We start from the raw sequence: 20,327 nt of genomic DNA, 5'->3' as shown, positions 1-20,327 counted from the left end.
GGTGTGTTCCCAGGGAGGGCTTTATGATTTCATGGCGTTTTGTAATCCAAAGAATCCTTCATCTCATCCTTGTCTTTATCGGCGTTTCCATTGTGACATTCTGCATTTCCCATGTGATTCCCGGGGACCCGGCCCGGATGCTGGTGGGGCCCCATGCGTCTCCGGAGACCCTGGAGGCTGCCCGCCAGTCCCTGGGTCTGGATAAGCCTATCCTTACACAGTATGCCATTTATATGGAGGGCCTTTTCCATGGGAACATGGGGGTCTCCATCCGTACCCAGATGCCGGTGTCCGGGGAGCTGGCCCGGTATTTCCCGGCTACCCTGGAGCTGACCCTGGCGGCCATGGTGATTGCCGTGGCTTTTGGCATATTCCTTGGCGTCCTTTCCGCGGTGCACCGGGACAGCTGGGTGGACCACATCTGCCGGGTCATTTCCATGGTGGGTGTATCTATCCCCCTCTTCTGGTCCGGCGTGGTGTGCCTCATCCTGTTTTACAAGGTCATCCCCATTTTCCCGGCTTCCGGCAGGCTGGATCCCTTCATTACTCCTCCGCCGCCGGTGACGGGGCTCTATGTCATTGACGGTCTCATTGCAGGAAATATGGATGTAGTCATTTCCGCCATCCACCATCTCCTGCTGCCGGCGCTGTGCCTGGCCTACGCCCAGCTGGCTATCATTGCCCGGCAGGTGCGGAGCGGCATGGTGGATGTGCTGGAACAGGACTATATCCGTACGGCCCGGGCCTGCGGCATCCCGAAGCACCGCATCATTTACCGCTATGCCCTGAAGAATGCCCTTATACCTACGGTCACCATTACGGGTCTTACCATCGGCGAGCTCCTTGGGGGCGCGGTGATTACGGAGACCATATTCGGATGGCCGGGAATGGGGAAATATGTGATGGACTCCATTGCGTACCTTGATTTCCCCGCCATCATGGGGTTCACTTTGGTGGTGTCCGTGGGATACGTGGTGATCAATATGGTGGTCGATGTGATTTACAACATCCTGAACCCCCAGATCAGTGGAGGTGATGGAAAATGACGGAAGTGAAGGAAGGAGGACTCCGGGAGGAACGGGAAACGTTCCTGAAGAAATCTCTGGATATTCTCCTCAAAAACAAGCTCACCCTGGCGGGTATGGTGATCGTGGCGGTCATTATCCTCCTGGGGCTCCTGGCGCCCCTCATCAGTCCCTGGGACCCGAATCTCATGAACGTGTCCGGCCGGCTGGCAGCACCGTCGCTGCACCACCTCTTCGGTACCGATGAAATGGGGCGGGATATATTCAGCCGCATCCTTTACGGCGCCCGGATTTCCATAGCCGTGGGCCTTTCCATCGTTATCATCGCGGCGGTTATCGGTGTGGCCATCGGCAGCGTCTCCGGATACTGCGGCGGCCGGGTGGACCGGGCCATCATGGCGGTGACGGACATGGTGCTGTCCTTCCCGTCCATGGTGCTGGCCCTGGCTCTTACGGCGGCCCTGGGGGTGGGCCTGTTCAATACCATGCTGGCGGTGTGCATCGTCCGGATACCTCTCTATGTGCGTCTCATGCGGGGGCAGGTGCTGTCCCTGAAGGAGGAGCCCTATGTGAAGGCGGCGAAAACATTCGGCGCCTCGCCCTTCTGGATCGTGGTGCACCACATCCTGCCGAACTGCCTGTCTCCCCTCATGGTGCAGATGACTCTCGGTATCGGTGATGCCATCCTCATCGCTTCCTCCATGAGCTTCATCGGCCTCGGTGCCCAGCCTCCTATGCCGGAGTGGGGTGCCATGATTTCCACCGCCCGGGTCTATGCCATTGACCAGTGGTGGTATGCGGCATTCCCCGGTATTTTCATCCTCGTCACCGTTATGGGGTTCAACCTTTTGGGTGACGGCCTTCGGGATATTCTGGACCCCAGAAGTGGAGAGTGAGACCATGGCTGACGTATTGAAAATCGAACATCTTTCCCTGTCCCTGCCATCGAAAAAGGGACTGGTGCCCATCCTCCACGATGTGAATCTCACGGTGGAGGAGGGGAAAATCCTGGGCCTTGTAGGCGAATCGGGGAGTGGGAAATCCATGACCGCCTTCGCAGTGACCCGGCTCCTTCCCGGTGGCGGCAGGGCGGAACTGGGAGGCTCCATCTGCCTCATGGGCCGCCAGCTTTTAGGAATCAGTGAAAAGAGTATGGAAGAAGTACGGGGCCGGGACGTATCCATGATTTTCCAGGAACCCATGACCTGCCTGAATCCGGTTTTCACCATCGGCACCCAGATGATCGATGTCATCCGGACCCACGAAAAACTGGGGAAGGAGGCAGCCGCAAAAAAGGCATTGTCCCTGCTGGAGGAAGTGCATATCCGCAATGCGGAAGATGTGCTCCATTCCTATCCCTATGAATTATCCGGCGGCATGCGGCAGCGGGTGATGATCGCCATCGCCCTGTCCTGCAAGCCGAAGCTCCTCATTGCCGACGAACCCACCACGGCCCTGGATGTGACGGTGCAGGCTCAGATTCTGTACCTCATCAAAGAGGCCTGCCGGGACCTGGGAACGGCGGTGCTCTTTATTTCCCATGACCTCGGCGTGATTTCGGAAATCTGCGACCACATTGCGGTCATGTATTCCGGCCACATCGTGGAGTCCGGGGAGGCAAAGGATGTACTGTCTCACCCTCTCCATCCCTACACGAAGGCCCTCATCGGGGCCCTGCCGAAATTCACGGGGGAGGGTGTCCATGAGAGGCTCTCCGCCATTCCCGGCATGGTGCCGGACCCGTCAGAAAAAATGAGAGGATGCCGGTTTGCTCCCCGCTGCAGCCGGGCCGCTGCGGACTGCCGGGAAGGGCTGCCTCCCTGTCTGGAAAAGGGGAATCATCACTGTGTGTACTGCTGCCATCCGGAGGAGGGATAACATGGAACTCTTGGAAATTCGAAATGTGACAAAGGTCTTCCACACCCGGAGTTTCTGGGGGAAGGCAAAAGAAATCCGTGCCCTGGACGGCGTGAGTCTTACCCTTTCCAAAGGGGAATCCCTGGGCATCGTGGGGGAGTCGGGCTGCGGGAAGTCCACCCTGGCCAGCCTCATCATCCACCTGGCGGAACCTACGAGCGGGGAAATTCTTCTCTACGGCCGGGATATTTCCCATGCAAAGGAAAAGGAGGTCCGGGAAATCCGGAAGAAAATACAGATCGTCTTCCAGGATCCCTATTCCTCCCTGTCTCCCCGCATGAAAATCGGGGACATCCTCATGGAGCCCGCCCGGGTGATGGGGGAGTTTTCCGAAACCCACCGCCGCCAGCGGGCGGCAGAACTGCTGGAACTGGTGGGCCTTCGGAAGAGCGCCATGGACCGGTATCCCCACGAATTTTCCGGCGGCCAGCGGCAGCGCATTTCCATTGCCCGGGCCCTCATGACGAGGCCGGAAGTCCTGATTCTCGATGAACCTACATCGGCCCTGGACGTGTCCGTACAGGCCCAGGTGCTGAACCTCCTTATGGACCTTCGGGACCAGCTGCAGCTCACGTACCTTTTCATATCCCATAACCTGGCGGTGGTGCGCTACATTTCTGACCGCACGGCGGTGATGGAAAAGGGAAAAATCGTAGAAATCGGCACATCCGACGACATCCTCACCCATCCGGCGGATCCCTATACAAAGGATCTCATCGCCGCAGTCCCCATGATAGGGAAGCCCTTCATCCCGCCGCATCGGATTGCAGACTTAGGGTAGGAAAGTCGTGTGTGGCAAAGTGGCGTGCAAATGGGGGAGGGCTGTGAGCTTTTAGCCTTTAGCTTTGAGCTCTATAGGCCCTGTGGGCCGGGTAACGTGTGGTTAAGCAGAATACGAACAAGCGGAGGCTTTTATTTGCTGGCGGCTGGCCACCAGGAAAGATGTCCAGCCTGCGGCGCAGCCGCTATTTTCGATGACCTCCCCCATCTATGGGGGAGGTGGCGCCGAAGGCGACGGAGGGGGTTCCCTGATGTCGGTCTAACCGGATCCTCTCCATACCATCGGCACCCACCCACCGCAAGCGGTCCCCCCTCCCTCTAAAGAGGGAGGGTTGGGATGCTTTGGCGGCGAAGCCGCGAGGCCTCAACTCTCTTCACTCAATTCTCAATTCTAATCCGGGAGGCATACATGACATCTATCCAATACGAAGATCTCCGCCATCTCATCGAGAAGATGATGGCCTACTATTCCATCCCCGGCATGGCCATGGGCATCGTGGACAAGGGACAGGTAAAAACCATGGCCTTTGGGGTGCGGAATAGTAAAGGGGACCCTTTTACCGTAGATACCATCAGCGGTATCGGCTCCTGCTCCAAGTCCATGACCTCCTTTGTGGTCATGAAACTGGCGGAGAAAGGATTGCTGGATATAGACCGGCCGGTGGCGGAATATATCCCGGGCTTTGCCCTGTGGGATGAAAAGGCAGCGTCCCAGGTAACCCTTCGGGACATGATGTGCCACCGCACCGGCGTCGGCGGCCACGATGGGGCCTGGCCGGATAATTCCATTTCCCGGGTGCAGTATCTTTCCCGGCTGGAGTACCTCAAGCCGAACCGTCCTTTCCGCACAGAGGCCCAGTACAGCAATGTCATGTACGCCGCCATCGGCGGTATCCTGGAGGCGGTGACGGGAAAGAAGTGGGAGACCCTGGTGGAAGAGGAAATCTTTCGTCCCCTTCATATGGACCGGAGCTTCTGCCTCATGGATGATGCCGCAAGACAGGATAATTGCGCCATGCCCTTCCGCTGGGATCATGGGCTTCATGAGATTCCCCGTTGGAACATCGACCAGGCCGGCCCCTGCGGCTCCGTCATGAGCAGTGCGGAGGACATGGTGAAATGGCTCACCTTCCACATGAATGGCGGAAGGGTGGGGGATGAGTACCTCCTTTCCCCCACGGATTTTCTGGAAATGCATACCCCCCAGATGCTCATGGATTATCCTCACGTGAAAGGGGGAAGGAGCCTGGGCTATGGATTCGGATGGCGGATCATGGAGTACTATGGTGCCATTGTCCAGCAGCATACAGGAAAAATCGAAGGGTACAGCGCTTTCCAGTTCTACATCCCCTCCCTGTCTGCCGGCGCCGTGTACCTGCAGAATCTTCATGCCCCGGACAATCCACTCATTTTTGCGGTGCAGGGATTCCTCCTGGATGCCTTCCTGGGAAGGAAAGAGGAAGACTGGTATGGCCTGTACACGGAGCCCGGCAGGGACCATGCGCCGGAGGATATGTACCACCACCTGGAATTTCACTGCCTCCCGGAGAGCCATGCGAAGGGCCTCCTGTCCCATGAACCTTCTGCCTACGAAGGAAACTATGAAAACCCCGGCTACGGCCGTTTCCATGTCACCTGGAAGGATGGCAGCTTTTACCTGGACGAACGGGCCGTAAAGGGTCTTCCCATGACCCACCTCTACTACGATACGTTCAAGGTGGATGGGGTGAAGGAAGATACGGACCTCTACACCATACCCCTCACCTTCTACGCTGACGATGCAGGAAATATAGCGGGCTTCCACCTCCTCATGGAACCGAAGGTGGAGTCCATTGACTTCAGGAAAGTGAAAAAGTGAGGAGTGAGGAGTGAGAAGTGAGGAGTGAATGTGGCAGCGCACAAATCAAATAGCGCCGCCTTATGAGGCCTGACTGCGGCTCTGCCGCTGATTTTGTCTGATATCTGACCGTCCGACGTCTGATGTCTCCACACTCCGTAAGCATGCAGCCCCTTGGAGAAGGGCCGCGGCAAAGCCGCAGGATGGATTGAAGGGAAGTGGCTGAAGTGGCTAAAATGGCTGAAAAATCAGGAGTCAGGAGTGAGAAGTGACTGTGGCAGCGCACAAATTATAAAGCGCTGTCTTATGGTAATTAACGGAAGCTCCGTCCCGGCACTTCACCGCTCAATGTGACTCTATCCCCAAACATGCAGCCCCTTGGAGAAGGGGCGCGCCGAAGGCGCAGGATGGATTGGCGGGTGTTGTACGAATCCTCTGCTTTGCAGATTCCGCCTCTTCGAGGCGGATCCATCCCCCTGCCTTTGGCCGTCGCTGTTTGGCTTAAAAGAATAGAGTCCAATTCTAGCCGCTGTGCGGCAACCCACCCACCCAAAGGGAAAGCGACTCACTGCATTCTCAGTCGCCTGCGGCTCCTTACGAATGCAGTTCGCTGCGCACCGCTAACGCGGTCCCCCCTCCCTTGCAAGCAAGGGAGGGTCAACTTCTGCGGCGAAGCCGCTGGACCTCAATTCTTCACTCAACTCTCAACTCTTTCTCTTTTATCGCTGGCCATGCAAATGGTTCTATCCGCCAGTATGCCGACCTCTTATGCTATAATACGTGGTATACGTTACAGCAAAATGACAGCAAACAGGAGGCAGACTATGGAATATACAATCAGACAGGGCACTTTAGACGATGCCAAAGCACTGGCAGCGGTGGAGGCGGAGTGCTTTCCCAAGGCAGAAGCGGCTACGGCGGAAGAAATCCGGGAGCGTCTCTCGGTGTACCCGAACCATTTCCTTCTTCTGTACAGAGATGGCAAGCTGGTAGGCTTCATCGACGGCATGACCACCGATGAGAAAGACCTGACCGATGAAATGTACGAGAAGGCCTCCCTCCATAAAGAAGACGGTGCATGGCAGATGATTTTCGGGCTGAATACGATTCCCTCCTGCCGCCGGGAAGGATGCGCCGGCCGGCTCATCGAAGCCTTCAAGGCCCAGGCGAAGAAAGAGGGGAAGAAGGGCATTGTCCTTACCTGCAAGGACCGGCTGGTTCATTATTATGCGAAGTTTGGCTTTGTGAATGAGGGGGTATCGGAATCCACCCATGGCGATGTGGTATGGTACCAGATGCGGCTCACTTTCTGATTTTCCCTATAGAAATTGTTTATACCATACTATAGAAAAAGCGTAAACAGAAAGACATGACAGGGCAGGAGAGGCCGGCAGCAGGGGCTTTTCCTGTCCTTTATTTCTGCAGGAATTTGAATTATAATACATATGTATCAATGGATTCATATATAAAACAGGGGGTTATATCTATGAATTGCCGCTTCATGGGAGCCATCGCCCTGACGCTCTGCCTGCTGCCGGCAGCGGCCGGAGCTGTGAGTGGGACTTCCGATGATTTACCGAATGAGGAAAACAGCAGCGTCCACTATACCACTGTCTATTCCTCTGCTTTTTCCACGGACGGGATGAACCATGAATCCCAGTCGTCCCTCTATTTCAATGATGGCTTCGGCCGACTCACGGAATTTGAAATGAAATCGGAGAACCATGTGATGACGCTGACCATCCGCCAGAATATGGGAGTCGTCTGGAAGGGCAGCTGCCACGTGGATAACGATGCTTTCTCCGTGGTACGCCGGGAAAGCATGGGCCATATTTATTTCCTTATCACCATGGGTGAGCATCACTACCGCGGTGAAATCACGGGGGATGACAAGTGGGAAATTACGGAAGACAAAGGGGAACCGGAAGATTTCCAGGTTTCCGGTACCGCAGGAAGCAGCGCCGTGAGCCGTCCTGGGGCGGCAGTGAGAAAGTGAAGAACCTGAAATTTTTACAAGGTTTGTTTTGCGAATCTCCTGATACTTGTAGTATAATAAAAGAAATATATATTTAGGCTTTATAGCTTGGTAAGGTTTAAGAGATGAAAGCGCAAGGGGTCAATGGGGGAAACATCCTTTTGTTAACGGAAAGCAAAAGCTCCTTCCCGGCAGGTGGTGAGAGGCCTGCCTGTAACAATCGACCGGAATCTCTTACTCCTCGAAAAGGAATGGAATCTTTTAGTTTTATTCGCGCATAGCAAGGTGAGAATCATGAAGAGACAAATCCACTTAAAACCGGAGGATTTGAAAGAAAGCGACAAGCTGGGACTGACTTACAACCTGGGGCAGGCCCACAAGAAAATGCTGCTCAAGCAGTCCGGCATTATGAAGAAATTTGGCCTCACTGCCCGGCAGTCCCTGATCATTGCTTATCTGTCCACCCATAAGAAAGACGTGGTCACCCAGAAGACACTGGAAGAACATCTGCACCTCACAAACCCCACCATCACGGTGATGGTGAAATCTATGATCGAAAAAGGCCTGATCCGCAAGGAACGGGTACCCGATGATGCCCGCAAATACCGTCTCTTCCTGACGGACAAGGCAAAACAGGTAGAACAGGCCAGCCAGGAAGCTTCCCGGGACCTGGACGAATCGTTCTATGAAGGAATTTCTGAAAACGATATGCAGGTCTTCAAAGGCGTGCTCCGCCGCATCATGAAGAATATTGACATGGCATAAAATAAAAATGTCATCGGAAGATGGCGTTTTTTTCTTACTCCTTTCTAATTGAGAGATATTTTCAAAATATAAAAATTATGGTATAATACAGTTGAAGACAGTGACACAGACACTGCCTTCACAACAGATTCCTGCCAATGGGCAGGAAACACTCCTTTATCTCCTTTTGTTTTACACTCTCACAGAAAAAGCGGCCGGAAGGCCGCTTTTTCTTGTGGGATGAAGGATAAACGGTCCATGATCCCTTATGACGGTATTACTTTTAGTTAGGAGTGAGGAGGGAGAAGTGAGGAGTGAAGGTGGCGGCGCACAAATTGGAAAGCGCCGCCAATTTTATATTCCCATAAGCATGCAGCCCCTTGGAGAAGGGGCGCGCCAAAGGCGCAGGATGGATTGACGGGAATGGAAAGGTGGCTAAAGTGACTGAGGTGACTGAGGTGACTGAGGGGATGGAGGCGGCGCACTAATTATAGAGAGACGCCTTATGAAGACTGACTGCGGTGAAGCTGCTAGACCACAACTCTCAACTCTTTCCCTGTCATGCAGCCCCTTAGAGAAGGGGCGCGCCAAAGGCGGAGGATGGATTGATGGGAATGGAAAGGTGGCTAAAGTGACTGAGGTGACTGAAGTGGCTGAGGGGATGGAGGCGGCGCACTAATTATAGAGAGACGCCTTATGAAGACTGACTGCGGTGAAGCTGCTAGACCTCAACTCTCAACTCTTTCCCTGTCATGCAGCCCCTTGGAGAAGGGGCGCGCCAAAGGCGCAGGATGGATTGATGGGAATGGAAAGGTGGCTAAAGTGACTGAGGTGACTGAGGTGACTGAGGTGACTGAAGTGGCTGAGGGGATGGAGGCGGCGCACTAATTATAGAGAGACGCCTTATGAAGACTGACTGCGGTGAAGCTGCTAGACCTCAACTCTTTCCCTGTCATGCAGCCCCTTAGAGAAGGGGCGCGCCAAAGGCGCAGGATGGATGCGGCTTTGCCGCGAAATAGGCATATATAATCCACGGCGCTATATCATTTGATGCGCCGCACAACCACTCCTCACTCCTCACTCCTCACTCCTAATTCCTCATTCATTTATACCGTATAATCCTGTCTGCAAAGGCGTGGAACAGGGGGTCCATGAGGGCGGGGTCCATGTTTTCCGGGTGCCACTGGACGGCGGCGACGAGGTCATTGTCCCTGCTTTCTACCGCTTCGATAACGCCGTCCCGGGAATGGGCGGCGGCGGTGAGGGAGGGGGCCAGTTTCTTGATGCCCTCCCGGTGCCGGGAATTCACATAGAGTCCATCTCCCAGGATACTGTGGAGGCGGCTCTCTTTTTCTATGTCCACATAGTGGGTGGCGATATTGCCCGGCGCTTTCTGCATGTGCTGGATGAAGGCCTTCGGGTTCTGGGCGGACATGTCCTGCCACAGGGTGCCACCCAGGGCTGCGTTCAGGATCTGCATGCCCCGGCAGATGCCGAGAATGGGCTTGCCCCGTTTCAGGCAGGTCTGTATGAGGGCGATTTCAAAAATGTCCCTCTTTTCATAGGTAGGTCCGATGCACCACAACGGTTCTTCCCCATAGAACCGGGGAGAAGGGTTCGGTCCGCCGGGGAGGACCAGGGCGTCGAAGGTGTCCACAAATTCTTCGGGGTCTGCGTAGTCATCGTAGGCGATGACTATGGGCAGGATCCCGGCCCGGCCCAGGGCATTGAGAAGCGGACGGGGGGCGTAGTCCGCCATTTTCTGGTTGATGGGTTTCATATCCGCCAGCAGTGTATCGGCGGTAACGGCAGCGATTGGTTTACTCAAATCGGTTTCCTCCTTGTGCGATGTGTCATATCAATTCCATCATAGCATAAAATGGGTGATGGCGGATACGGTGCTGATGGATAGAGCCACCTGAGGCGGGGCTTTTAGCTTCTAGCTGTTAGCGACTAGGAAAGCTGGTCAGCCTGCGGCGCTTCGCATGAAAGGAGGGGCCTTCCTTATATGACGCGGCCTTCAGCAATAGATGCTATCGATGGCAGTAGAGCCGCGGATCATGTCGGATCTCTGGGTACCCCGTAGTTCGGCGGCTTTGCCGAAGAGCAGGTATATATAATTGCGGCGCTCTGATATTTTGATGCGCCGCACTACCACTCCTAATTCCTAACTCCTAACTCCTAACTGATGAATAGCCCCAGAAGTTGGGGCAGATTGGTCTACTGCATATACATGCCAACCATACCTCTCTACTTTTCCCTCATTGCCTGATGTGATAAAATAGCTTAAAAGTGTTGTCTTTTTTAGGAGGTGTTACGTTGTTCGCCTACGCGTTCACGTTTCTCACTGCCCTGGTGGTTACATTCGTACTGACACCGGTGGTGAAGAACCTGGCCATCCGCATCGGTGCCGTGGATAAACCGGATGCACGGAAGGTCCATCATGGACTCATTCCCCGGCTGGGAGGACTTGCCATTTATGCGGGGTTCATGGTATCTGTCATTGCTACCATCGGTTTTACCTATGACATGGTGGGCATCATGGCGGGAGCCACGTTCCTTATTATTGTAGGGATTGCGGATGATGTGGTTTCCCTTCCACCGAAGGTGAAGCTCCTGGGCCAGATCATTGCAGCGGCCATTCCGGTGGTGATTTTCAACATCAACATTGACTGGATTCACATTCCCCGGCTGGGCATTGTCTATCTTCCGGAAATCATTTCCCTGCCCCTCACCATTTTCTGGATCATCGGTTTCATTAATACGGTGAACCTCATCGATGGCCTGGATGGCCTGGCGGCAGGCATTGCGACCATTGCTTCCATCGCCATTGCCCTTTTGGCTTTCCAGATGGGCCAGTGGACAGCGGCAGCGGCCATGGTGGCCATGACCGGTGCCTGTCTGGCATTTCTCCAGTATAATTTCAATCCTGCCAAGATTTTCATGGGCGATACGGGGTCCATGTTCCTTGGCTATATCATCGCTTCCGTATCGGTGATGGGGTCCATGAAGACCGCCGCTGCGGCCGTACTCATTGTGCCCCTGGTGGCGCTGGCTGTGCCCATTACGGATACGTTCCTTGCCATTATCCGCAGGAAGTCCAGCGGGGTGCCTATTTTTTCGCCGGATAAGAACCATCTCCACCATCGGCTCCTGGCCAAGGGGCTGACCCAGAAGCAGGTGGTGCTCATCATGTACGCACTCACCGCCTTTTTCTCCTGCGTGGCCCTCGTAGTCATCCATCTGAGGACTCTGGTGGGTATTATCATCGTGGCGGCAGCGCTCATCCTTTTCATCCTTTGGGCAAGAAAGCTGGGAGTCATGAAGGAAATCGTTCCTTCCCCCTACCAGATGGAACACCAGAAGGATAAGGATGGGAAAGAGAAGAAATGAGACTAAAAGTGTGAGACATGGATGCGGAGAAAGTTAGGAGGGAGGAGTGAGGAGTGAGGAGTGCAGGTGCGGCGCATCAAAATATGAAAGCGCCGCGGATTTATATGATTGCGGCTTCGCCGCTGGATATATATATCTGTGCCGCTCTATAATTTTGATGCGGCACACCGCCACTCCTAACTCCTAACTCCTAACTTTTCTCTTTTCACTGATCTTTTAACCACTCATTCCCAATATCTATATAGTAAGAGAGGAATACATCATGAAAGTAATGACGATTTTTGGTACCCGGCCGGAGGCCATCAAGATGGCGCCGGTGGTGAAGGAACTGCTGAAGCACAAGGAAATCGAGACAAAGGTGTGCCTCACTGCCCAGCATCGGGAAATGCTGGACCAGGTGGTGGACCTTTTCAAGCTTCCCGTGGACTATGACCTGGATATCATGAAGAGCGGACAGACCCTCTACGATATCACCGCCTGGGTGCTCCGGGGCCTGGAAGAGGTGCTGAAGCGGGAAAAGCCGGACTACGTACTGGTCCATGGCGATACCACCACCACCTTTACCGCAGCCCTGGCTGCTTTTTACCAGCAGATCAAAGTGGGCCACGTGGAAGCGGGACTCCGGACGGGAAATCTCCTTTCCCCCTTTCCGGAAGAAGCGAACCGCCAGCTCACAGGGGTCCTGGCCAATGTGAACTTCGCCCCCACGGAAACGGCGCGGCAGAACCTCCTTCGGGAAAACAAGAAGGACAGCTCCATTTTCGTCGTAGGCAATACGGTCATCGATGCCCTTCTCCATACGGTGAAGAAGGACTACCATTTTGAGGATCCGGAAATCGAATCCATTGAGGAACATAAGCGGGTTATCCTCGTTACCACCCATCGCCGTGAAAACCTGGGGGACCCCATGCACCACGTGTACCGGGCTCTCCGCCGGCTGGTGGAAGCGGTGCCGGATACGGAAGTGGTATTTCCGGTGCACCGGAATCCTCTCGTCCGGGAAGCGGTTTCGGAAGAACTGGAAGGGGTGCCGGGAATCCACCTCGTGGAACCTATGGAATATGAACCGTTCACGAACCTCATGGCCCGAAGCGCCATCGTCCTCACCGATTCCGGCGGAATCCAGGAAGAAGCGCCGAGCCTCGGCAAGCCGGTGCTGGTGCTCCGGGATACCACGGAGCGGCCGGAAGCGGTGGACGCCGGTACGGTCCGCCTTGTAGGTACCGATGAGGAAAAAGTCTTTGAAACGGCGTACAAGCTCCTCACCGATGAGAAAGAATACAAGTCCATGGCAGAAGCGGTGAACCCCTATGGCGATGGCAAGTCCGCCGAACGCATCGTGGATGCCCTTTTGTGGATTGAAGGAATTAGTGACAAAAAACCGTCTAAATTTATAGCCAAGTGACAATCGTTATGGTATACTGTAGCAGTATAAATGCAATTTTGTATTTAACGTGCCCATTTTTGTAAATGCAAATGATGGAGAGGGGACATGGAAAAGGGGAAGGACAGGAAGAAAGCGCCGGCCGATGATTTTAATCCGCTGCATAGTATCGCGGTGGCATCAGGGGCAGGTCTTACCATCCTCGTTTCCATAGGCATCGGCATCTGGCTGGGCGTGAAGTGCGATGAATTCTTTGGTACTTCTCCTCTTGGTGTCATTGCGTTTTCCATCATTGGTGCCGCTTCCGGTATGTATTCTGTAATCAAACAGATTTTGGGAAAGAAATAGCATGAAATTTGATCTTACATTTCCAAATTATGCAGTTCGTATTACAAAATATCTGCTGGTTTTTTGTGTACTGGGGACAGTGATCCTCTTCGTGTGGAAAGGATGGACCTATGGCCTTGCCTGGGCTTTGGGGAGCCTTTTTCATATACTTTTCTATAAATTTCTTCTGGTCAAGTTTAACCAGTGGGTCAAAGCTGAAAGGGAGCCGGAATTTATCGGACAGCATCTATTTATCTTCACTACCATGCGGTTCATTCTGGAAATACTCGCTGCCCTTGCGGTTATTTTCAGCCCGCTGGATATACTTGCCTTTTTAGGTGGCTTACTTACACTGCCCATTGCGAGCCTTGTGGAGCGCATGGTCGGTTTAATTAAGGAATAGAATCTTTTCTTGACATCCTTGTAAGAGAGAGGGGGTGAGATTATGCATCTGCACACAGGTACACACGTTGTAGAGCAGCTCTTCGGCATGTCTGTCAACATGGACACGATTTTCACTACATGGCTTACAGCCCTTATCGTTTTCATCTGTGTCTTTGCTGCTACCAGGGGCAGGAAACTGATTCCCGGCGGCTGGCAGAACATGATTGAATGGCTCATCGAAGGTCTGTGCAACCAGTTCAGCAGCAACCTGGGACCGAAATACCGTCAGATCGTCAATATTCTTCTGACATTTTTCCTGTTCATCTTTACTGCGAACCAGATCGGCCTTCTGCCTACAGAACACCTGACAGCATCTCCAACCAATGATGTGAATACCACGCTGGGCCTGGCTATCGCCAGCTCCCTGCTCCTTCACTTCTATTTCATCAAGAATAAGGGTGTAGGACATTGGCTGAAGCACTTCTTTGAACCGTTCCCGGTATTCGTTCTGATGAACCTGATCGAAGAGATTGCAAGGCCGGTTACGCTGGCTATGCGTCTATTCGGCAATATCCTGGCCGGTGAAATCCTGCTGGAAATTCTGTATTTCCTCTGCCCGTGGTTCGTACCTATGATCTGGATTGCCTTCAGCTTGTTTGTCGGTGCGGTCCAGGCATACATTTTCACCACCCTTGCTTCCGTGTACATGAAGGAAAGTCTTTGATTCCGGTGGAGCAGAGCGCCGCTCTTTATTAAACGGCACGGCACCGCCCGTCCAAACGGCTGGTCAAAATCGGCACCGTCCGCATCCGGCAAAATTTTAATTGATTCTCAGGAGGAATTATTATTATGGATCAGACAATCGTCGCACAGTATTCCCTTATCGCAGCAGCATTCATTGCTGGCCTTGCTTCCATTGCAGCAGCATTCTCCGATACCAAAGCTGCTTCCCATGCTCTCGAAGGCATGACCCGTCAGCCGGAAATGGCAGGCAAGCTGTTCACCAACATGCTCGTTGCTATCGGCCTTATCGAATCTATCCCGATTATTGCTATCGTTATCGCACTGGTTCTCGTATTCGCTAACCCATTCCTTAAATAATATTAGCCAATAATATTACCTTAAGGAGGGATCGAATTGGTAGAATTAAATGGTACACTGCTGATTCAGATCATCAACTTCGTTATTCTGTGTGCAATTCTCGGTCACTTCTGCTACAAGCCGGTACTGAAAGTTCTCGATGAACGTAAGAACCGCATTAAGAATGACCTGGATTCTGCTGCCGCATCCAAGGCAGACGCTGAAAAGCTGAAAGAATCCTATGAAGCGCAGCTCCGCGACGCACAGGCCAAGGCCCAGGAAATTGTCGACAAGGCAGTGAAGGAAGCCAAGGTCCAGGCAGATGCCCAGATTAAAGAAGCCCATGATGCGATTGAAAAGGAAAAAGACAACGCAGCCAAACAGATTGAAAGAGAACGCAAGGATGCTCTTGATGATTTGAAATCTCAGGTTGCTGCCCTTTCCTGCGATATTGCAGCTAAGATCATCAGCAAAAACATGACGCCGGAAACCAATGACCGGCTCATTGCGGAAAGCATCGCCAAGCTGGGTGCCCGCAAAGCAGGTAAGTAATCATGGATAAGAACGTAATCCTTGCAAAAAAGTACGGACGTGCTATCTATGAAATCGCTGCCGAACAGAACAGCCTGAAACAGACAGAAGAAGACCTGGTGCTGATCGCGGATGCCATCCGCAAGAATCAGAACCTCAAGGATTTTCTGAATCATCCTCTGCTTCACAGGGATGTCAAGAAAGATACGTTAAAGAAATTATTTGCAGACAAGGTGCAGCCGGTTGTCCTGCAATTCTGCTATGTAGTTATGGACAAAGACCGTTTCGAAGTTTTCCCGATGATGGTCGACTACTACGTGGCCATGGCTCATGAAGGCATGGGTGTAGAAGAAGCAGTTGTTACATCTGCTCTTCCGCTCAGCAAATCCCAGGCTGAAGCGCTGAAGGATAAGATTTCCGAAATTACCGGAAAGAAGATTATCCTGAAGCAGAAGGTGGATACAGCGCTCATTGGCGGCTTTACCGTCCAGGTGGGGGACCGTCTCATCGATGGCTCCGTTGCCCGGCAGCTGGATACACTGAAAGCGAAAATGATGCAATAATTGAGGTGACTTATAGGAAATGAAAATCAGTTCAGATGAAATTACATCTGTCATTAAAAAACAGATTGAAAACTACAAAGTAGACCTCAATGTCGATGAAGTTGGTACGGTTCTTGAAGTCGGCGACGGCATTGCCCATATCTATGGCCTGCAGAACTGCATGGCCGGCGAACTGCTTGAACTGCCGCACGGCGTTTACGGCATGGCCCTGAACCTGGAAGAAAGCAACGTAGGTGCCGTACTCCTGGGTCATTCCGAAACCATTAAGGAAGGCGATACTGTCAAGAGAACGGGCCGCCTGATGCAGGTACCGGTAGGCGACGCAGTCATCGGACGCGTTGTCAATGCACTGGGCCAGCCAATTGATGGTAAAGGCGATATCAAGACCAAAGAATTCCGCGACATTGAAATCAAGGCACCGGGAATTGCCGACAGACAGCCGGTTAATGTCCCCCTGCAGACAGGTCTGAAATCTATCGACTCCATGGTTCCGATCGGACGCGGCCAGCGCGAACTGATCATCGGCGACCGTGGTACCGGTAAAACAGCTATCGGTATCGATACCATTCTGAACCAGAAGGGTCAGAACGTAATTTGTATTTATGTATCCATCGGCCAGAAGAACTCCAACGTAGTTCGTGTATACGACAGACTGAAATCTGCCGGTGCCATGGATTATTCCATCATCGTCCATGCAGGCGCATCCGAAGGCTCCCCAATGCAGTACCTGGCTCCTTATTCCGGCGTATCCATTGCAGAATACTTCATGCACCAGGGCAAAGATGTCCTCATCATTTATGATGACCTCTCCAAGCACGCCGTGGCATACCGTGCCATGTCCCTGCTGCTCCGTCGTCCACCGGGACGTGAAGCATATCCGGGCGATGTATTCTACCTGCACTCCAGACTGCTGGAACGCGCAGCCCGTCTCTCCGATGACCTGGGCGGCGGCTCCATCACCGCACTGCCGATCATTGAAACCCTGGCAGGCGATGTAGGTGCATACATTCCTACCAACGTTATTTCCATTACCGATGGCCAGATTTATCTGGAAACCGGCCTGTTCTATTCCGGCGTACGTCCGGCTATCAACGTCGGCCTCTCCGTATCCCGTGTAGGCGGCGCAGCCCAGATTAAAGCCATGAAGCAGGTTGCCGGCACCCTCCGTCTGGACCTTGCCCAGTACCGCGAACTGGCAGCATTCGCCCAGTTCGGTTCTGACCTGGATCCTGCCACAAAGGCACAGATCGACCGCGGCCAGAGAACCACGGAAATCCTGAAACAGCCGCAGTACACCCCGTACCCCGTCGAAGACCAGGTACTGGCTATCTACATCGCTGTTAAAGGTGCCCTGGACGACATCGAAGTCAGCCAGGTCGTGGACTTTGAACACAAGTTCATTGATTTCATGCACAGCAGCCATCCGGAAGTTGGCGAAGACATCAAGAAGGCAAAGAAACTGACCGACGAAAACGAAGCCAGACTGAAAGATGCCATCGCTGAATTCAAAGACCGCTACAAAGCAGCTGAATCTGAAGAAAAGCCGGAAAAGAAAGAGGGGTGATCTGATTGGAAAGTACGCGTGATATAAAAGGGCGCATTAAGTCTGTCACCAACATCCAGCAGATCACAAAAGCAATGAAGATGGTAGCCGCTGCCCGCCTGCGCAAAGCAGAGGAAAAGGCAAACGGCTCCCGTCCCTATGCTGAAAAAATCGGAGAACTTCTGCGCCGGGCTTCTTCCGTAACCCCAGGCTTCACCAGTCCCCTTCTCGAAACGAGACCGGTGAAGAAGGTCGGCTATCTCATTATCAGCTCTGATAAAGGCCTTGCCGGCGCTTATAACTCCAACGTTATGAAGCGGACCATACAGGAAATCTCCGGTAAGGATCCGGCCAGCTACAGCATTTATATGTGTGGGAAACAGGGAAGAAATTTCCTGAAATTCCGTGGCTATGAACTGGCATCCTACCATTTCGGCTTTTCTGATAAACCATCGGCCCAGGACTCCATCGACATCGCCAAAGAAATGGTGAAACACTTTGTTGATGAAGACGTGGATGAAGTTTATCTTATTTACACGAAATTTATCACTGCCCTCCGCCAGCAGGTACGGTGCGACCGGCTTCTGCCGATTGAAACTCCTGATGCCGCAGAGGCAGAAGGAGCAGCGGAAGAATCTTCTGCCAGCGATGAATACATGTTCCTCCCTGACGCAAACAAGGTCCTCTCCAAACTGCTTCCTGAATATGTACAGGTGCAGGTATACAACGCCATGCTCCAGTCTGCTGCTTCCGAACTGGGAAGCCGTATGGCTGCCATGTCCGCTGCAACCGACAACGCAACCGAAAGAATCGCAGACCTCAACCTTTCGTACAACAAAGCACGGCAGGCCCAGGTTACCAACGAAATTTCCGAAATTGTCGGCGGCGCAGCTGCGCTTGAATAAACCCGCATAATCTAATCAAGGAGGAATGCTTCTTCATGGCAAATGAACAGGAGATGCAGGTAGGTAAAGTCGTCCAGGTCATCGGCGCCGTTGTCGATATCGCTTTTGACGATGATAAAGAACTTCCTGCCATCTATAATGCAATCCATGTAAAAGACGAAAAAGGCAGCGTTCCTGTAGATGTTATCTGTGAAACCATGCAGCACTTGGGTGACGGCGTTGTCCGCACCGTAGCCATGAGCTCCACAGATGGCATGGTACGTGGAATGAAAGCTGTCGACACCGGCCGTGCAATTGCTACCCCGGTAGGCGACGGCGTCCTTGGACGTATTTTCAACGTATTAGGCCAGACCGTAGATAAGGACCCCACACCGGTTAAATCCGATGACTTCTGGCCGATTCACCGCCAGGCACCGGCCTTCAAAGACCAGTCCCCGGCAGCTGAAATTTTCGAAACCGGCATCAAAGTCGTCGACCTCATCTGCCCATACGCAAAAGGTGGTAAGGTCGGTCTGTTCGGCGGTGCAGGCGTAGGCAAGACCGTCCTTATTCAGGAACTGATCCACAACGTGGCATCTGAACATAACGGCTGCTCCGTATTCTGCGGCGTAGGCGAAAGAACCCGTGAAGGCAACGACCTTTGGGGCGAAATGAAAGACTCCGGCGTCCTCAACAAGGTTGCCCTGGTATACGGCCAGATGAACGAACCGCCGGGAGCTCGTATGAGAGTTGCCCTCACCGGTCTGACCATGGCTGAATACTTCCGTGATAAAGAACACCAGGACGTGCTTCTCTTCGTAGATAACATTTTCCGTTTCGTACAGGCAGGCTCCGAAGTATCCGCACTGCTCGGCCGTATGCCATCCGCCGTAGGTTACCAGCCAACCCTGGCTACCGATATCGGCGAACTGCAGGAACGAATCACTTCCACCAAGGAAGGCTCCATTACCTCTGTACAGGCTGTCTACGTACCGGCCGATGACCTCACCGACCCGGCTCCGGCAGGCGTATTCACCCACCTGGATGCTACCACCGTATTGAACCGTTCCATTGCAGAACTCGGTATTTATCCGGCCGTAGATCCGCTGGACTCCACCTCCCGTATCCTGGACCCCAACGTCCTCGGTAAGGAACACTATGAAGTGGCCCGCGGCGTACAGGCTATTCTGCAGCGTTACAAAGAACTGCAGGATATCATCGCCATTCTCGGTATGGAAGAACTTTCCGACGATGATAAGCTGATCGTTGCTCGTGCCAGAAAGATTCAGAGATTCCTGTCTCAGCCGTTCTTCGTAGCTGAACAGTTCACAGGCTCCCCGGGAAGATATGTACCACTGAAAGAAACCATCCGCGGCTTCAAGGAGATCCTTGCAGGCGAGCATGATGACCTTCCGGAAGGTGCATTCTACATGGTGGGAACCATTGATGAAGCAATCGAAAAGGCTGAAAAGATGAAGAAAGGGGAATAAGCCATGGCTGATACCCTTACGAATCCCATGCATGTGGAAGTCATCAGTCCGGACGGCGCCATCTACAAAGATGACGGCGTAGAGATGGTGGTTGCCCGTGCAGAAGACGGCGAATTCGCTGTCATGAAACGGCACCTTCCCCTGGCTGCTGCCCTTGAAATGTGCGTAGTCCGCGTGAAAAAGGCAGACAAAGAGGAACGGATTGCGGTTTTTGGCGGATTCCTTGAAACCAAAAACAGCAAGGTCAATGTCATTGCCCCGCTGGCTGAACTGGCGGAAAACATTGACGTAGCCCGTGCCCAGGCCGCTAAAAAGCGCGCTGAAGAACGACTGGCCCGCCACGAAGAAGACCTCGACGTGGAACGGGCAAGACTCGCCCTTCTCCGTGCCATTACCCGGCTGAAAGCGACAAACAGCCTTTGATAAGGTCCATAAAAAATCCGTACCCTATGGGTGCGGATTTTTTTATT

General features: G+C 53.2%; 21 protein-coding genes. 20 read left to right on the top strand and 1 reads right to left on the bottom strand.

Features of this window, described 5'->3' with window-relative positions:
• The first annotated feature begins 23 nt into the window (after nucleotides 1-23).
• The 8 genes from ACFWUL_RS09915 (at nucleotide 24) to ACFWUL_RS09880 (ending at nucleotide 8,299) form a co-directional block, all read left to right on the top strand.
• A complete protein-coding gene (locus ACFWUL_RS09915) occupies nucleotides 24-1,046 on the top strand; it encodes an ABC transporter permease (RefSeq protein ID WP_416177160.1) in 1,023 nt (340 codons plus the stop codon).
• Entirely contained in the window at nucleotides 1,043-1,921 is an 879-nt protein-coding gene (locus ACFWUL_RS09910; RefSeq protein ID WP_416177159.1) for an ABC transporter permease, read from the top strand. The genes ACFWUL_RS09915 and ACFWUL_RS09910 overlap by 4 nt, the downstream gene beginning before the upstream one ends.
• A 4-nt stretch (nucleotides 1,922-1,925) precedes the next feature.
• A complete protein-coding gene (locus tag ACFWUL_RS09905; protein ID WP_416177158.1) occupies nucleotides 1,926-2,903 on the top strand; it encodes an ABC transporter ATP-binding protein in 978 nt (325 codons plus the stop codon).
• A 1-nt stretch (nucleotide 2,904) separates the two neighbouring features.
• Entirely contained in the window at nucleotides 2,905-3,723 is an 819-nt protein-coding gene (locus ACFWUL_RS09900) for an ABC transporter ATP-binding protein (protein ID WP_416177157.1), read from the top strand.
• 408 nt (nucleotides 3,724-4,131) lie between these two features.
• The gene (locus ACFWUL_RS09895) at nucleotides 4,132-5,580 is read left to right on the top strand and encodes a serine hydrolase (RefSeq protein WP_416177156.1); all 1,449 of its coding nucleotides are present in this window, start codon (nucleotides 4,132-4,134) and stop codon (nucleotides 5,578-5,580) included.
• A gap of 803 nt (nucleotides 5,581-6,383) precedes the next feature.
• Nucleotides 6,384-6,872 (top strand): GNAT family N-acetyltransferase, encoded by a 489-nt coding sequence (locus tag ACFWUL_RS09890; protein WP_416177155.1) that lies wholly within the window; start codon nucleotides 6,384-6,386, stop codon nucleotides 6,870-6,872.
• Nucleotides 6,873-7,045: 173 nt separating this feature from the next.
• Nucleotides 7,046-7,555: a hypothetical protein gene (locus ACFWUL_RS09885; RefSeq protein ID WP_416177154.1), complete on the top strand. Its 510-nt coding sequence runs from the start codon at nucleotides 7,046-7,048 to the stop codon at nucleotides 7,553-7,555.
• 273 nt (nucleotides 7,556-7,828) lie between these two features.
• Nucleotides 7,829-8,299, top strand: a complete 471-nt coding sequence (locus ACFWUL_RS09880) for a MarR family winged helix-turn-helix transcriptional regulator (protein WP_297021679.1) — start codon at nucleotides 7,829-7,831, stop codon at nucleotides 8,297-8,299.
• Nucleotides 8,300-9,380: 1,081 nt separating this feature from the next.
• Here ACFWUL_RS09880 and ACFWUL_RS09875 read toward each other — a convergent pair.
• Nucleotides 9,381-10,106: a gamma-glutamyl-gamma-aminobutyrate hydrolase family protein gene (locus ACFWUL_RS09875; protein ID WP_416177153.1), complete on the bottom strand. Its 726-nt coding sequence runs from the start codon at nucleotides 10,104-10,106 to the stop codon at nucleotides 9,381-9,383.
• Nucleotides 10,107-10,597: 491 nt separating this feature from the next.
• Between ACFWUL_RS09875 and ACFWUL_RS09870 the strand changes: the two genes are divergently transcribed.
• From ACFWUL_RS09870 to ACFWUL_RS09815, 12 genes are all read left to right on the top strand, one after another.
• On the top strand, nucleotides 10,598-11,671 hold the full coding sequence (locus ACFWUL_RS09870; RefSeq protein ID WP_416177152.1) for a glycosyltransferase family 4 protein: 1,074 nt from the start codon (nucleotides 10,598-10,600) through the stop codon (nucleotides 11,669-11,671).
• A 262-nt stretch (nucleotides 11,672-11,933) separates the two neighbouring features.
• A complete protein-coding gene (wecB, locus tag ACFWUL_RS09865; RefSeq protein WP_416177151.1) occupies nucleotides 11,934-13,076 on the top strand; it encodes a non-hydrolyzing UDP-N-acetylglucosamine 2-epimerase in 1,143 nt (380 codons plus the stop codon).
• Between the two features lie 87 nt (nucleotides 13,077-13,163).
• A complete protein-coding gene (locus tag ACFWUL_RS09860; protein ID WP_297021953.1) occupies nucleotides 13,164-13,403 on the top strand; it encodes an AtpZ/AtpI family protein in 240 nt (79 codons plus the stop codon).
• A 1-nt stretch (nucleotide 13,404) separates the two neighbouring features.
• Nucleotides 13,405-13,785 carry a hypothetical protein gene (locus ACFWUL_RS09855; RefSeq protein ID WP_416177150.1) on the top strand — a complete coding sequence of 127 codons (381 nt, stop codon included), beginning with the start codon at nucleotides 13,405-13,407 and terminating at the stop codon, nucleotides 13,783-13,785.
• A 42-nt stretch (nucleotides 13,786-13,827) separates the two neighbouring features.
• Nucleotides 13,828-14,490: a F0F1 ATP synthase subunit A gene (atpB, locus tag ACFWUL_RS09850; RefSeq protein ID WP_297021947.1), complete on the top strand. Its 663-nt coding sequence runs from the start codon at nucleotides 13,828-13,830 to the stop codon at nucleotides 14,488-14,490.
• Nucleotides 14,491-14,615: 125 nt separating this feature from the next.
• The gene (gene atpE / locus ACFWUL_RS09845) at nucleotides 14,616-14,867 is read left to right on the top strand and encodes a F0F1 ATP synthase subunit C (protein ID WP_416177149.1); all 252 of its coding nucleotides are present in this window, start codon (nucleotides 14,616-14,618) and stop codon (nucleotides 14,865-14,867) included.
• 36 nt (nucleotides 14,868-14,903) lie between these two features.
• Entirely contained in the window at nucleotides 14,904-15,398 is a 495-nt protein-coding gene (gene atpF / locus ACFWUL_RS09840) for a F0F1 ATP synthase subunit B (protein ID WP_416177148.1), read from the top strand.
• A 2-nt stretch (nucleotides 15,399-15,400) separates the two neighbouring features.
• Entirely contained in the window at nucleotides 15,401-15,940 is a 540-nt protein-coding gene (locus ACFWUL_RS09835) for a F0F1 ATP synthase subunit delta (protein WP_416177147.1), read from the top strand.
• Nucleotides 15,941-15,959: 19 nt separating this feature from the next.
• Nucleotides 15,960-17,504, top strand: a complete 1,545-nt coding sequence (gene atpA, locus ACFWUL_RS09830; RefSeq protein WP_416177146.1) for a F0F1 ATP synthase subunit alpha — start codon at nucleotides 15,960-15,962, stop codon at nucleotides 17,502-17,504.
• A 5-nt stretch (nucleotides 17,505-17,509) separates the two neighbouring features.
• Entirely contained in the window at nucleotides 17,510-18,388 is an 879-nt protein-coding gene (gene atpG / locus ACFWUL_RS09825; protein ID WP_416177145.1) for an ATP synthase F1 subunit gamma, read from the top strand.
• Between the two features lie 35 nt (nucleotides 18,389-18,423).
• Nucleotides 18,424-19,857 (top strand): F0F1 ATP synthase subunit beta, encoded by a 1,434-nt coding sequence (gene atpD, locus ACFWUL_RS09820; protein ID WP_296098117.1) that lies wholly within the window; start codon nucleotides 18,424-18,426, stop codon nucleotides 19,855-19,857.
• Between the two features lie 3 nt (nucleotides 19,858-19,860).
• Entirely contained in the window at nucleotides 19,861-20,280 is a 420-nt protein-coding gene (locus ACFWUL_RS09815; protein WP_416177144.1) for a F0F1 ATP synthase subunit epsilon, read from the top strand.
• The last annotated feature ends 47 nt before the right edge of the window (nucleotides 20,281-20,327 follow it).

This window comes from Dialister sp., from assembly GCF_047832375.1.
Lineage (GTDB): Bacteria > Bacillota > Negativicutes > Veillonellales > Dialisteraceae > Dialister.
This window is presented reverse-complemented; position numbering and strand designations above follow the sequence as displayed.